Source organism: Chitinophaga sp. (assembly GCF_035761305.1).
GTDB lineage: Bacteria > Bacteroidota > Bacteroidia > Chitinophagales > Chitinophagaceae > Chitinophaga.
This window is the reverse complement of sequence record NZ_DASTRI010000070.1, coordinates 1-15,115: the sequence shown is the minus strand read 5'-3', so window position 1 is coordinate 15,115 and position 15,115 is coordinate 1. Positions and strand designations below refer to the sequence as shown.

The following is a 15,115-nucleotide window of genomic DNA, read 5'->3' as shown; positions in this document are numbered from 1 at the left end:
GCAATGAAAGTACAAATAAAACCGGATCATGCAAGCGCCGTTTTACAGGCCCATTTCACCGGCCAGCGCGGCGTACCTGGCCTTTATATCCGCCACTATCAACGGCAAATGCGTGCCTACATTCACATACGCCGTTGCCTTTCCCTGGAACTGCACGCCCGAAACGTATTTGGATGCGCGGTGCAGCGCCACTACCTCCCACCGGTCGTTAAATACCGGCGAGCCGGAGGTGCCGGCTTCTGTATCGGTGAAGTAGCGCAGCTCGCCGGGAGTAGAGGAGCTTACCAGGTTGTTGCGGATGGCGTAGCGCTTACCGCGCCCGCCGGGGTGCTGGATAATATTTACCGGTATTGGCTCGTTGCCATACTCCAGCATTTGCGCGGCAAGCCGCAGCGGGGCCCTGCCGGTGTCGGGTATACGAATAATGGCATAGTCCAGCTGCGTGTTCCAGGCTTCGAGCGCTTGCGCCTGTAATGTACTGCCAGGCTCCATCTCATCCGCATCAAAATCCAGCAGGGCTGCGGTACCGGCGGCCTGCAGGCGCAGGTCGGCTTCAGCGGCATTGGCTTCGCCATCTTTACGGGCATTTATAACATGATGGTTGGTCATTACCAGCGACGGGGCCACCAGCCACCCGGTGCCCAAAAAATATAGCTGCTCACCGTTGGAGAGCTTGCGGGGCTGCCCGTTCTCAAAGCGGGGCACCTTCAGCTTCAGCACGGCCGGCGCGGCTTTTACGCCGGCTTCCATAAAAGCAAAGGTGACCATATCATCCTGGTGAATGATCTGCTCTTTGGTTTCGGGAATGTTGCTGATGTCTACCCTGGGCGCGCCCATGGCGCGCTGGTTCACCACGTCCAGCAGGTTCCTTACAACGGCCTCCTGGCTTGTTTTGCCGTATAGCAGAAAAGCGGCGTTCTGCAGGTACACCTGCAGCGGCACTATGCCGGATGGCAGCCTTTCTGTTTCGTTCATCAGACCAATATCTACCATCAGCTGTGCCGCGGGGTTGCCTACCGCGGTAAAGGAAGCCACGAACCTGGTGTCTATGGACTGCAACAATGCGGGGCGGTTAGTGGCAATATCCATCCCCGTTATAAGGGCTTCCCTTAATTGCATTATTTCATTGGTTGTAAGCAGGGCCATTATGCTAAGCTTTCATAAGTATAATTGTCTTCCTCTTCTTCCCAGCTTTCCCGGAACTCTTCGAGCCCTCTTAAATTTTCAGTGGTAAGAATATCCGGTGAGGGCGTAACGCCGGATGGCTGAAATTCTTCCAGGCGTTTCCTGGTTTGGGGATATTCATCTCCCAATAGTGGAATGGCCATTTCAATGATAAAGGGCGCCGTGTAGGCATTATCCGCGTTGATCCGTTCACAGGCATCGTTCAGGCGGCCGCGGGTGGCGGCCACTTTACGCGCGCTTTCCTGTTCGTCAACCTTGTTTTCCGGCTCGTTATCGTTAATTTCCCGCAGGTAAATGTTGTACACCAGCAGGCGGTGGCACAGTATCTGTACCAGTGGTATGGGGTTGGCAACGCCGGCAATGGATTGCTCCGCCTGTTCCAGGCGTTCATCCGCCAGGGCCGGCGCGGATTGCAGCAGGGCTACCTGCGCCTGCAGCCAGAACAGCTCTGCCAGCCGCCCGCGGTTAGCGGAGCCCGATACTTTTTCCACGCCCTGCTCCAGCACCCGGGCCGCCAGCTCATTATCTTCCATAAGCATATACACTTTGGCTTCCAGGGCAAACAGCGGGCTCTGTTCCGACCGCTCCTGCCGCTCATGCAGCAGGTCCAGCGCCCATGTAAGCTGCAGCTCCATTAAAGCGCGTTTAACCTTGCGCGTTATATTGCGTTCCCATTCCATAATATCGGCATTGGCATAAATGCTGCGCGGCACTTCCAGGTCCATTCTCGACGCCAGCCATACTTTTACATGGTCGGGGTACTCTTCCAGGTTGGCGGCAATGGACTGCTCAATGCCTTTTACCCAGTGCCGGTCCAGCTCATAGGGGCTGTCTTCGCCCAGCGCCAGGCGGTGGTACATTTCCTCCGCCCTGGCCTCCATATCATCGCGCCGGTTGTAATAGGCTATGGCTGCGCGGTGCAGCTCGCGCACTTCGGCGTATTTGTCCTGCTTCAGCAGGCGTATCATGGCCTGCCGTATCTCGGGGCGGTACACCAGCGCGCCGGACTCGCCCATGCGCACCAGCGCATGCTCGCGTTTCAATGCATCAAACAGCAGCTCTGCTTCGTAAATATCATCAATGGCAATCTTGCACACCGGCGCCAGCACCTGCAGTATTACATCCGGACTGGTAATGCGCAGCACCATGCCGGGATGCGCCAGCTTGCGCACGTTTTCATCGTGTATATGGTCCAGTATGCGGCGGTAAAGCTGGCCCTGAATGATCTGTTCATCCAGCTGAAAAAACAGCCATTTGGAGGTGTTCAATCCCTTAATGCCCGACCTGCCGGCAGCGGAAACATCGTTGGTGATTAAGTTAGCCGCCAGCCGTAATGATAAAGGATTGCCGCCCACCTGGCCGGCTACTGCTTTTGCCAGGGCATCGTCCTGCACGCCCAACGCTTTCAGCAGGGTAATGCTGTCTGCAGCGCCCAGGCGTTCCAGGGGCAGCTCGTCAAAAACATCTTTACTAATGCCCAGGTCTGCGATGGGCGCCCTGCCTGCAATGATCACTGAGAACAGCGGAAACTCCTCCTGTATGGCCGACAGCATGCGCCAGAAGGCGCTCAGGCTTTCGCGGTCGCGGTACTGCACTTCCTCAAAGGTGTCCAGCACCAGCAGCACCGGCTTTTTGGCGTTGTTATGCCTGGAAATAATATCCAGCAGCGCTGCAAATTCACTATACAGCTTTGCTTCCGACGAGTGGTAGGTTTCGAGGCGGATGGTGCGGGTGCCGGAAATTTCCGCGCGGTTCTTTAGCCCGCCCTGCGCGGTGCGGTAGTCGCGCACCACTTCATTGAACCGGATGAACAGCGGCGCCAGCTCCGGCAGCTGCAATGCCAGCTGCGCGGCTGCTTCTACCAGTATGGTGAAGGGCGTTTCAATACGCAGGTTAGGCTGGTCAAAGGCCAGGTAGGCAAACGGGATGCGCTGCCTGTACCTGCCCTGGAAGTTCTCCCACAGCAGCCGGCCCACCAGGGCCGATTTGCCGATGCCGCCCGGGCCATGCACGGCCAGTATGGGTTTGCGTTTGGCGTACAGGCGTTTCAGTAAGGAAGGCGTTTCATTGCCGATATGCTCATTCAGCAGGCGCAGCTCCTTTTCCCTGCCGGTAAAGTTGGAGATCACCAGGTGCTCAAAGCTGGCCAGCACGCTTTTCTGGTGCAGCAGCGGCATAATGTCCGACTGGGAAGGCAGCGTGGTATCTATCCCTGCCAGCCAGCCAAGCAGCTGGCAAAAGCAGTTGAGCAGCCGGTAGCCCATTTGCGCGGTTGGCGGAAACCTGCCGGTAACCAGGTACATTTCCCATAGCTGCTGCACGTCCGTCATTACGTGTACGGCGTTGGCGTGCAATGCAGCCAGCATAGCCTGCCTGGATGGGAACCTGCGTAGCGCCTCATTGCGCACCGCCGGCTTTAAGGTAAACAACCCTTCGGACAGGCCGCCGGATATGCTTACAATGCTGTCGTACAGCAGCACGCGCGGCTGCGGATGCAGGTACTGCGTTTCCAGCGGGTGCAGGGTTTCCGGCGAAAAGCAGTGCAGCACGGCTGCCGCCTGCAGGTACGACCACAGCTGCGCATCATTGTCCGTAGCGGCTTCCTGCGGGCTGTCGGTCAGCTTACTTTTATATTTCGCCAGCAGCGTGGCGGTAATATCAGGGTTTGACATACGCGCTAAATTTCATTTAAGGTATCGCCCAGGTTATTGAGCCGTTTCTGCAGCTCCTGTATACGTTCCGCCGTAGGCGGCAGGTCTTTGAGCATTTGCAGCAGCACGGTTTCAAAGCTAATGTCGCTCCGGCCGGCCAGCAGGGTGCTGAGTGTTTTTACGGCATACAGCAAGGCGCGCAGGCGCTGGTTCAGCTCCCACATCTTACTGGTGCCGGCGGGCAGGTTGTCGTACACATATGGCATAATGTTATTGAGGTCATAGGGCTGGCCGCCGGCCCGTTCCATGATCTCCTGCACGGTGGCCGCTACATCGGGCAATGTGCAGTGGGCAATCCACTCCTCCTCTACCATGCCCGGGTCTACGGTGAGCACGGCGCGGTCAAAGCCTATCAGTATCAGGCGGCAGCGTTGTGCAAATATGCCGGTGGTAATGCGGTCCGACAGGGCGGTGAGGAAGTTGCGGGTTTCAGGCAGCAGGGCTTCGCCGCGGAAGTTGTCCAGCACAAACCAGTGCTGCCCCGGTATTTGCGCGGCTTCGTTCAATACCCAATTGGCCAGCTGCCGGGCGTACAGGTTTAAGTTGGTTTCCGGCGCAGGCATATTGGTAAGGGGCCGGCCCATCATATACACCAGGTCCATGGCCACTTCGCGGGGGCCCGTGGACAGGCCCAGCTGCGGGTCCAGCGAAAGGCGGTACGCCGTAATAGAACGGATGTTTGAAAAGTGGCTGATGTAGTTGGTGGAGTACGATTTGCCGCAGCAGCTGGTGCCATTGAGCACCAGTATGGGCTGCAGGTTGGCGCCGGGAGTGGCCAGCCGTTTCAGGTGCAACCGCAGTGTTTTACGGTTCACAAAGGGAATGCTGTTATTGAGCACCGTTTGGTTCAGCGGGTCCGCAGCCGGGGGCGGCTGGTGTTTGGAGCGCTCCCATATCTCGGCAATCTTGGCGTCGGCCACTGTTAAGGCGTATACGTCCAGCAGGCGCTCCATCCAGGTGGGCTTATGGTTCCAGCCGTCAATAATGCACAGGCGCACGGCATCCATGGCCAGCTCCCTTGCTTTTCCCTGCACCAGGTCTTCTGCAAAGGTGGTGTTCATAAAGTATGCTACCAGTGTTGACCGTGGCGAGCCTTCCAGCGCCAGCCGGCTGGTGAGCACCTCTATTACATAATCTTTATCTGCTTCGGAAAACATATATTGGGTTTTAGGCGTCATACCATTCCTGCCAGCGGATGCGGCGCATGCCTTCGGGCGCGGGCGCATTGGCAGGGGCCATTAAAGGCGTTACCGCTTCGCGGCTGCCAATGGGTTTGGTGAGATAGTCCCAGTCGAACAAAAACACTTCTGTAAAGAACTGCGCTATTTTGGGGGAGTAAAAAACCACGCTGGTATCGCGGTTGTACTGCGTACCGTCGGTTGACCAATTGTTGCTGCCTACCACGGCAATCTTGCCATCTACCAGTATGCCCTTGTTATGTACTTTGCTGGTTTGCCGCCGGAACATGCTGCGCTCCCATTTACGGGTGGCGATGAGCATGTCGGAATGCTCGGCGTTCTGGCTGGGGCCTACGATCACTTTCACATCCAGCCCCGCCTTCATTTTTTGACTGATGGCCTCAATAATGTTGTCGAATATTTCGCGCGACGGCTGGCGGATGTAGGAGAATTGCAGGTACAGCGATGTTTCGGCGCTTTCTACCAGGGCCAGTACTTCCCGGGCATAATTATCAGGGCTCATTAAGGGCTTTACCCTTACGCCGGCGTTGCCGGTATAAAAGGTTTCGGCGGTAAAGGGCCGGGGCTGTATAACGGCGGCTTCCTGTATGGTGTCGGGCACAAACAGGTCGGGCAGTAAAAATGCCGCTTCGGTTATTTCTTCAGCTACCGCGGCAGCGGCCTGCCGCATATCGTATTGGATAAACTTTTCGTACAGCTGCGCCAGCGCTTCGTCTTCAATGATCACGTGCCATTCGCGGTTGCCCTCCCTGTACAGGAACTGCTCCCTGCCGGGCGGCACCAGGGGCTGGCTGTGGGGGCTCCAGTTGCCGCTGGATATCCAGCAGGCGCTGGAGTCGCGCACCGCAACCTTGGTATGGTACGAGTTGTTGAAAATGCGGTTAGGGCCCGATACCGATGCTTTTACAAATTCCAGTCGGTTACCCCAGCTACCGGATAGCGTGTTTTCCATATCGCGGTCGTTCTTATCTACCTGCAATATCATTTTAAGGGTAATATCACTTTCACGGCCCAACGTTGTTACGGTATCGATAATATGGCCTGCATAAAACTCGTACATGGCTACGGTAAGGCTGCTGGTGGTGGCTTCCAGGAAAGGCTGCAGGGTGCTCCAGCCCGAGTCGGGGCCTACATGGCAGGTTATGTTCCGCACCTGCATTTCCGTTAGGGCTACTTCTTCCGCATCCGGCGGCTGGTAGTTAATGCGGGGCGGGCCTGCGGCTTCCATTACCAGCCCTTCCCAGGCCGACAGCGGCAGCATGCCTTCCAGCATTTCCAGGGGCGTGGCGATGGCGGTTTCCACGGGAATGCCGCTGATCATTTCCGGCAATGTGATGCCGTCTGCCCCGGGGGTAAGCACTACCATTATCACCGGCTCATTGTGCGCGGTGCTGCTAAAGCCCGGCCGTACGCCCAGCACGCCGGGGATGGCTTGCAGCGCCAGCTGCTGTTCCCTGATAACAGCAATCACCTGCTCCAGCCGGTTAAGGCTTCCAGGTAATGTCCCCTCCATTACTTCCATGAGGTATGTTTTAAAGTGAATTCAGACCAGTGCAGTTTACCGCTGCTTTGTACTCGAGGTTTGCGTATTACGTTAACTACAGCGGGTGGCAGTAAAATTTTTTATAAATGATAATAAATAAAGATGTGCCGTTCGGGGGGTGTAGTGCCTGTCTTTGAGTATAGGTTTGCCCGGGGTATTGATTGTTACACAATGATAGCTAATTGTGGGAAGATGGGGAAATATTTTTTATCTGCTTATTGCCGTTCTCAAAACAACCGGTTCTTTTCAGATCTCAATCGCCTAGTAATACCTTCTTGCATGCCGGGAGCCCGCTTTCTTCAATATCTTTTTTAGCTACGCCTCATTGTTTCACCGGCTTTACTGTGAAGGGCCGATATACACAAAAATGCGCACCTATCTGATAAGATATTCCATCCCCCTTACACTATTTACCTGTTGCTATGGAACAAATACCCCTCATGCTCAAAAGATAAAAAACTCACCTCCTGTACCAAGCTACCGCCAAATTTTTTTGGAACAAAGAAATTACACTCGCAAATAGTACACCACCGCAGCAAACCCGTAGTATATTATAAACAACCCGCTTTCCTCTTAACCGTTTACCGCATAGCGCAATTTTCAGCCATGCGTTACTTTCCGTGTTGTTTTGCTGTTATAGTTATTAAAGCGTTGCTATGAATGCAAAACTCAAAATTCCATACGGAAAAAACCATATCAGGCTATGCATTTATAATATTCCCGCATGGCTGGTAGTGTGGCTGGTAATATTCTTTACTGTACTGCGCCTGTTGCTGAAGCACATCCCCTAATTCAAAACCGGTTAAAGCATGCATTATTTTCAAGACAGGGACCAGGAATTTGCAGCAGCTTGCGACGCGCAGAATGCCGCGCTGCACTATTTCTTTTACAGGGAACTTCGGACGGCTGCACAAAAAGGGCTGATCCCCCACCTCGATCTGGCAGCACAGGAAGAGGAGCTTGTGCAGCAAACAATGGTTATGGCTTTTATGAACAGCCGCAGCGAAACATTACTGCATTACACATCCGAACAGTTGATCTGGCTAAAGGCAGGAAATGTATTGAGCGACTACCTTAAAGGCAATAACAAAAGAATAGAAGGATATACGCCCCGGACGCCGGCTGAAAAGCCCAACCCCGACAGAGATCCCTTCCAGCTCCTGGATAGCAAGGAAGAGCTGATGAACATCTATAAAGAGGCCGATAAATACAGTAAAGACATGAGAGCAATACTGGTAATGATGTACAACGGGCTCCCGTATAAAGAGATTGCCGAGGCCCTGCAAACAACGGAAGGCGCCATAAAAATGAAGGTTTCCCGCTTTAAAAGATGGATCCATAAAAAGCGTGGTCGATAAACATCGATAAGTTAACATTAAAGCAAGACACATGCAACATCAAAATCCACAAATAGAAACATTCCGGGAACTGCTCGGCAGGTTCCTGGCAGTAGCCACTATAGACGATGCAGAAATAAGCGTGGCGTATGCTTTTCTTTTTTCGGGGCAACAGGGCCCGCTGCCGGGTAACCACGAATTAGCCGATGTTATACAATATCTCGCAGAAATAATGGCGATGCATCAGTTGCATACCCTGGAGGACCTTGTGTATCATTATGACGAACTTAAAAAAAAGATGCGCAGCTTCCTGCAGTTCCTCAGCTCTCCAACAACCTTCGCACAACCGGCATCCCTTTCCGCCAAAGCGCTTTTTACTTCTTCAGCACCTGATAACCCGGCCCGGGATAATAAGGCCAGCCCCCCTATACCGCCTGGAGATGCACACCGCCTGCCTCACTCCTTTCTGCAGCAGCTAACCAGCACCCTATATGCGGCACATGCTGCTGATAAAACAGCTGCTATTTATGCCCCCTGTTGCGGCACCGGCGGTTTCCAGGTATACCTGCAGCAGGAAGTAACCCTCAAAGATATAACCCGCGGGCATCAGCCCCGCTTCTCAAAGGTGTACCTGGAGCAGTTCTGCGAACCAGGCAGCGGGCGGTGTTATATTATTAGCCTGGGGCGGCCTGCCGGCAGCGGCAAAAGTCGTTCTGCCGTACAGAAGCTGTATATGCGCGACCACAAAACCACGCTGACAAGATATGTGCACAATTATTTTTCTGCGGTAATTGAGCGCGACTACTGGCAAATGTTTGCTGCCATGCGTAGGGAAGAACCCATTTTTGACCGGCAGATAAAAGCGAAGCTGGCAGAGTGGCTTTATTATTCCAAATTCAGGAATGCAAACTACATCCAGCTTTTTTTACGTGATCCACACCGGCTGCGCGACTGGGGCTTTGAGCCTGATGAGCTGCAACATAAACACTACGATGCTGTTCAGCTGCACCAGCAGCTGATGGCCGTGATCAGGAAAGTATATGAAACCAAGCTGTCGCTCAAGAAATGGGTAATCCTTAAAAGCCCGCCCGGCTGCTCCTGGTTTACATCCGACAATCCCGGGTTCAGCATAAACCTGCTGCCCCCCGGTGGCAAAAAGCAAACGCCTGTTCCTGACCCGCTGCTGGCCATCAGCAATATAAAAAGTAACACCGTGGTATATTATCCATTGTCAAAGGACTATTGCCTGCGCCTGCAGCCTTATGATGCGTACGATGCGCCCATTGACAGCCTGAAACAAATGCCTATTATTTTTGAGCAGGCTTCCGTTACTGAATTGAATGTGGTGAACCGGCTTACCTGCAGCACGCCGCATCAGCTGGTGGTTACGGGGGATAGGAAGGTGATGGAGGGAGTTAGGAAGGCGGTGGAAGCGGAGCAGTGTGCAGCAGTTTGATAAAATGGAAAGCCACCGGTCCCCCGGGTGGCTTATTCGTACAGTGATGAACGCTATGAAATCGCCGTTTTATGAATACTATGATTTAAATAATGTTATTATTGCAACAATTGCTGCCACTATTGCTGCCCAAGCCGAAATCCATGCTGCAATTTTAGCACTCTTCGCTTCTCTGGCAAATTTTTCCGCAGATTGTTTTTCTATATAGTGACGATCCACTATTAGCTGCTTAGTACCCTGTTCCTGTTCGCGCTCTCGTCTTTCGAGAAAGGTATTAATATTCATAAATTTGCGATTTTAAAAATAATACTATTGCCTATGTAATATTTCCCATATCAGTTTACCGCCAATACCTGCACCAGCTTTCCACCTAAATCCTCTATTGTATTCCATTCAACGCAATTTTCAGGCAACGGGGCTTCAAAATCTATAAGTGCTTTTAACAGCCCTTCTATTTTATTAAACATTGCTTCGTCAGTTTCCAGCCGTTTAAGCGCATTGTATGGCTTTTCCTCGCCCACAAGCTCACCGAAGTACGCCTCTTCAAAATTTGGCAATGATGCTAATAATCTGGTACGCCTTCCTGTAGGTCTAGCATTTACAATTTCCAGTATACGCGGGTTATTACCCCAGGCTGGATTGTTCATCTCCTTGCCCTTTCTTGTAGTAATTGTAGGGGTATCACTATCATGCAGTACCGCATAATTAGAGCCAAAATGGTTTAATACTTTAGCCAGAGATACAATAGCGGCCTTCCCACGGGCTCTAACAATATGAATATTTTGGTATTCCAGAGGCTTTTTGGCCTTTATATAATTAAACGCAGTATATTCAGTATCTCCTTCCACCACAATTACCTTACCACCAAAGAAGAATTCCGCAACGTGGGGATCACATAAATTGAGCATTTTCAGATTTCGCTTGTCATCTTCATCCAGTTTCACCTTATCTGGCCGGAAGACAGTAGTTCCCTTAATATGTCCCTCCTCTGTTTTCTCTACTTTTATAATAGTAGTATTATCCCTGGAAAAATCTATAAAAACAGGTGAATGCGTGGTAACCATCACCTGCCAGTTTCCTGAGCTGGGAAGTTCATATAAAACATTGCATGCTTCCCTTATTGCCGAAGGATGCAGACATATTTCCGGTTCATCTATCAGTAAAACATGTGGCCTTGTGGGTATGCCATCTTCCCTCTTTTTCTGGTTATTCTCCGATATGAATTTAATAGCTGTCCAAAGCAGGGTTCTCCTGGCCCCGCTCCCCTGTCGGTCTACAGTACTTAAATAACCATTACTGGGGCCCATCAAGAGCTGGGCATCAGCCTTAAACAAATTGATGGTTTTATCCAGGTCCTCTTCAGGTTTTGCATCAAAATCAACTTTGTAATTAGGGAATACCCTTTGTAGCATTTTTGTTAGCTCGATATTTACAGCATCGATCTGTCCCCTCGTTTCTGCCACTATCTTTTTTTGTAGGGTTTTTACCAATGCCAAAAGTTTGCGATAGTCGTTTTCCTCTCCATCTGGTGTTTGACCAGCAGTTTTTAAATTTTTCACCCGCTCCTTCAATGCCTGTTTTAACAGTTCCTTTATTGCTTCCGCCTGCGTTTCCGGCGAGTCAAAAGCGTCTACCCGATGGGGCTCCGGACGTCTTGAGTTAGCGACATTAGGAGCCCCCCATGGCACTCGTGCGCTCCAGCTTCCTTCTTTAGCATCCCATCCCTCCCTGCGCGGTTCACCTGCCGCTGACCATATCCATCTTTCCCTTACAAGGCGTTCACCGTTTTCCAGAATGGCTATCCATTCATCACCGGGACTATTATCATAAACAATGGTATGTAATTCAATCTCGGGTAAATTTTGAGGATCAATTTCATTATTGGGAAAATCTTCCAGTTGAGATTAGCTTTACTTGACCCCTGCGACATTACCAATTCGTACGCTTTAAGGATAGTACTCTTCCCTACATTATTGGCCCCCACCAGCACCACTATCTCGTTCAAATCAATTTCAACAGGTACAGGACCTATGCACCTGTAATTCTTAATGATAAGTTTTACTAATCTGGGTTTAGGCACTGCCGGATCACTGGATTCAAGCGATACATCTACTACAGGTCTTTTTGTTTTTGCCATATATTTGCAATTTAGTATATGATTTTTTATGCCTCTCATTTTAATAACGGATTAACAATCAAAACGTACCATTCAAAGGATCGTATTTTATTAATTGAACCTATATTAACGTCCGGTTAACAAACATGTCAGCATTCTTATGATGCAGTGCCATTTCAGTCCTATGCCATTTATATGTCATTCATAGTCATCTCCCCTCCCTCCAAAAAACTTGCATTTCTACAAGCCTTTCTTACCAATTAACCATACATTACGCTACCGGCAAATTCACCCCCGTACCCGCGGGAACCATTAAAGAACCCTTCATTGTACCCTGATGAGCAAAACCCTCCTCATCCTGCTGCTTGCTGCCCTGTGCTGCCTGAACGCATGGTCCCAGGTTAACCCACCTGTTCATATAAAAGGACGCATTATAGATAAGGATTCCCAACAGCCGCTCATGGATGCTGTAGTAACGCTGTTAAATGCCAAAGACTCCTCTCGTGTAACAGCTGCATTCACAGATAAAAATGGCGCCTTTACCCTGCAGGCCCACTCGGGTGCCTACCTATTGCATGTTACCTATATCGGCTACCGGCAGCGACAGCAACTGCTCAACATCACTAATGAATCACTGCAGGACATCGGCGCCATCTCCCTGCAAAAAACAGGCGTTACCCTGGGCCTAGTGGAGATAGTGGAGCAGCGCGTGCCGATGGTAGTAAAAAAAGATACGCTGGAATTCAATGCCGATTACTACAAGCTCCGGCAAAACGCGGTAGTAGAACAGCTGCTAAAAAAAATACCTGGTATTGAAATAGATAAAGAGGGTAATATTAAAGTAAACGGGCAGCCTGTGAAAAGCATCCTGGTCAACGGCCAGCCCTTTTTCGGCAGCAACCCGACGCTGGCCACCCGCAACCTATCAGCCGATCTTATAGATAAAATACAGCTTATAGATCAACGCGCTTATCAATCACAGTTTAGCGGCACAAATAATGAGCAAACAGAAAAAATGATCAACATTACCATTAAAAAAGAAAACAACAATAAATTCACCGGCCGCTTTTTGGGGGGATATGGCACAGATGACCGGTATGCTGCTGCCGGTAACCTTAACCGGTTTGGGGACCATGCCTTAACCTTGCTTGGACAAAGCAACAATGCCAACGGCGCGCATGAAAGCGGTATACCCATTGGCGGGTATGGTATTGCAAAAACGTCAATGGGCGGTGTAAACTATAACACTGCAGTAAACAGTGCGCTGAAAATAAGCAGTAATGCCTATGTGAATTACTTTAACACTACCGAGAAACGCCAGGTTCAAAGACAAAATCTGCTGCCAGATACCACCTATTATTATAACCAGGATGCAGATAATGGCAGCAGCGCTACCAATTATGCGGCCGGCACACACATAGAGTATAAGCCGGATACTTCCCAGCGCATGGTATTGTCTGTAAGCATCAGCCGTACAACAGAAAATAATAAGCAGCAAAGCGCCTATGAATCCCTTGGAGATAAAAAACAACCGGTAAACAGCGGTACTACCCTGCTTACTGGTAACAGCACCAGGTCTGAGGCAGGAGTACTTGTTTCGTACAGAAAACGTTTTAAGGCTGGCCGCGAGTTCAGCGCCTCTTTTATAGCGCGTTATCAAACCGCGCCCCTTTTGCAGTTTAACCGGTCGTTAAACTATTTCTTTAACCCTGACGGATCATCGCAAAGCGATAGTATTAACCAGTATGCCACTACCGGCAATCATGGTTATGACATCATACTAAATATGGCCTATGCCTACCCCTTATATAAAAATCATTTCCTGGATGCTACATATAGCTACAACCGTAACCAAACCACGACAGAAAAAAACACCTACGATTTTAACACTATTGCCCATGTGTATAACCTGCTGAACGACAGTCTAAGCAATGCTTTCCGGAATATTGCGCAGGTGCACCGTGCCGGCATAAGCTTCCGTGAGCAAAAAGAGCGATATGACTATAGTATAGGCATAGCGCTCCAGTTAAGCAGCCTGCGAAGTAACAACATCAGCCAACAAATCGTGCAGCAGCAAACCGCCGGCATTTTCCCGGCGGCGGCCTTTAATTATGCCTTTGCTAACAATCGCCGCTTAAAGCTGCAGTACTCAGGTAATTTACAGCAGCCGGATATAACACTGCTGCAGCCGGTACCTGACAACACCAATCCTTTATACATAAAACTGGGCAACCCGGATCTGAAACCTGCTGTTATGCACGCAGTAAATATGAGCTACAACAGCGTAAACCCCGCCAGTTTTAAAACCACTATGGTTGCCATAAATGCGACGATGATAAGGAATAAAATAATAATGGCCAGCTGGCTGGATAGTTTGGGCCGGCAGGTAAGCAAGCCGTTGAATGCGAATGGGGCCTGGTTTGTAAATACGAATATTACCAATTCATTTGCTATAAAAAAATGGCAAACCAATATAAATAGCACCACCACCCTTGCCGTGAACCGGGATATCAACTACACCAATGGGCAGTGGGGGCATGCCTATAACCTGGCTGCCGGGCAAAACCTGTCATGCAGCTATGCGTATAAGCAGCTGCTGGATGGTACATTGGCTACGGGCGTGAGCTATAACAGCGTGCATTATTCCCAGCAGAAGGGAAACAATATCAATGTATACACCTGGTACTGCGATTTCAGTTATAACCTTACATTGCCGCTGGAATTTAGCCTAGGCGCCAATATTAATTATCAGCACAATACAGGTATTGCCCCAGGCAATAATGTGAATATTATACTGCTTAATGCCACTATTGAAAAAAGCCTTTTCGCCCGTAAACAGGCGTTGATCAGATTACAAGCGTTTGATCTGCTAAGCCAAAACAAAGGTTACACCCGCACCTTTGGCGTTAATTATGTGGAGGATACGCAAACACAGGTGCTGCCGCGCTTTTTCCTGTGCAGCTTTATATATATGCTGAAGCCGTGACCTGTATTATACCAATTGCAGTTGTTGGCTAGATCTTCAGGCTTATGTATAATTTCATAAAAAAACCGAAAATACGCCAGGCCTATAAGATGAGGGCGATTGAGAAATAAAGAGCCTAGAACAGCTCCGTCGAGAGTGTAAATTAAACTGTGTCAAATTCTCTTTCCATGTTTGGAACCCCACGCCAGGGGGAAGGGGGAGCGGCGTTAGCTCCCCGGTTTATAATTGCAATTTTAAGCGGTCACCAAATATAATTACAGTCTCGCTCCGACTTAATCTAACAATGATGTGAAAAATATCAAGCAGCTAGCGGTCTATCATCCAACTGTTTTCTCTAGCTAAAGATAACGTTCCTTCAAAAGCGGTAAAAGCATCTTTCCAAAACAGCATTTAGCTGTATGCATCCCGTTCCGATTATAGTCGTCTAGCCCCGCATTAAGGTCTCTCTGCTACTCTTTTAATGCATTATAGATTTCTTATGGAAAGCATTGTATAAAATCCGTCTTGAATAGCTCAATTAAACCACTCACAGATCCCATTTGTTTACGGGCTTCCTCGCCTTGGCTTAGCAAATTAAAAGTT

Annotated in this window: 11 protein-coding genes; 4 read left to right on the top strand and 7 right to left on the bottom strand. The window is 50.2% G+C overall.

What is annotated here, in order from left to right; genetic code table 11:
- Positions 1-42: 42 nt before the first annotated feature.
- The 4 genes from VFS25_RS06535 to VFS25_RS06520 are packed head-to-tail and all read right to left on the bottom strand — an operon-like array spanning position 43 to position 6,617.
- The gene (locus VFS25_RS06535; RefSeq protein WP_326461323.1) at positions 43-1,146 is read right to left on the bottom strand and encodes a trypsin-like peptidase domain-containing protein; all 1,104 of its coding nucleotides are present in this window, start codon (positions 1,144-1,146) and stop codon (positions 43-45) included.
- Positions 1,146-3,857, bottom strand: a complete 2,712-nt coding sequence (locus tag VFS25_RS06530) for an ATP-binding protein (RefSeq protein ID WP_326461322.1) — start codon at positions 3,855-3,857, stop codon at positions 1,146-1,148. The genes VFS25_RS06535 and VFS25_RS06530 overlap by 1 nt, the downstream gene beginning before the upstream one ends.
- Before the next feature lie 5 nt (positions 3,858-3,862).
- The gene (locus tag VFS25_RS06525) at positions 3,863-5,053 is read right to left on the bottom strand and encodes a hypothetical protein (RefSeq protein ID WP_326461321.1); all 1,191 of its coding nucleotides are present in this window, start codon (positions 5,051-5,053) and stop codon (positions 3,863-3,865) included.
- A gap of 10 nt (positions 5,054-5,063) precedes the next feature.
- Positions 5,064-6,617, bottom strand: a complete 1,554-nt coding sequence (locus tag VFS25_RS06520) for a phospholipase D-like domain-containing protein (RefSeq protein WP_326461320.1) — start codon at positions 6,615-6,617, stop codon at positions 5,064-5,066.
- A 677-nt stretch (positions 6,618-7,294) separates the two neighbouring features.
- Between VFS25_RS06520 and VFS25_RS06515 the strand changes: the two genes are divergently transcribed.
- From VFS25_RS06515 to VFS25_RS06505, 3 genes are read left to right on the top strand one after another with little or no spacing between them, the layout of a single operon-like run.
- Positions 7,295-7,429 (top strand): hypothetical protein, encoded by a 135-nt coding sequence (locus VFS25_RS06515; protein WP_326461319.1) that lies wholly within the window; start codon positions 7,295-7,297, stop codon positions 7,427-7,429.
- An 18-nt stretch (positions 7,430-7,447) separates the two neighbouring features.
- The gene (locus VFS25_RS06510) at positions 7,448-7,996 is read left to right on the top strand and encodes a sigma-70 family RNA polymerase sigma factor (protein ID WP_326461318.1); all 549 of its coding nucleotides are present in this window, start codon (positions 7,448-7,450) and stop codon (positions 7,994-7,996) included.
- Positions 7,997-8,027: 31 nt separating this feature from the next.
- Positions 8,028-9,431: a DUF4238 domain-containing protein gene (locus VFS25_RS06505; protein WP_326461317.1), complete on the top strand. Its 1,404-nt coding sequence runs from the start codon at positions 8,028-8,030 to the stop codon at positions 9,429-9,431.
- Positions 9,432-9,509: 78 nt separating this feature from the next.
- Here VFS25_RS06505 and VFS25_RS06500 read toward each other — a convergent pair whose 3' ends face one another.
- The 3 genes from VFS25_RS06500 to VFS25_RS06490 all read right to left on the bottom strand — a co-directional run bounded on the left by VFS25_RS06500 (position 9,510) and on the right by VFS25_RS06490 (position 11,568).
- A complete protein-coding gene (locus VFS25_RS06500) occupies positions 9,510-9,716 on the bottom strand; it encodes a hypothetical protein (protein ID WP_326461316.1) in 207 nt (68 codons plus the stop codon).
- A gap of 50 nt (positions 9,717-9,766) precedes the next feature.
- On the bottom strand, positions 9,767-11,119 hold the full coding sequence (locus VFS25_RS06495) for an ATP-dependent nuclease (protein ID WP_326461315.1): 1,353 nt from the start codon (positions 11,117-11,119) through the stop codon (positions 9,767-9,769).
- Between the two features lie 110 nt (positions 11,120-11,229).
- Positions 11,230-11,568, bottom strand: coding sequence for an AAA family ATPase (locus VFS25_RS06490; protein WP_326461314.1), 339 nt, complete (start codon positions 11,566-11,568; stop codon positions 11,230-11,232).
- Between the two features lie 316 nt (positions 11,569-11,884).
- On the opposite strand from VFS25_RS06490, the gene VFS25_RS06485 reads away from it, so the two are divergent.
- Positions 11,885-14,533, top strand: coding sequence for an outer membrane beta-barrel protein (locus VFS25_RS06485; RefSeq protein ID WP_326461313.1), 2,649 nt, complete (start codon positions 11,885-11,887; stop codon positions 14,531-14,533).
- The last annotated feature ends 582 nt before the right edge of the window (positions 14,534-15,115 follow it).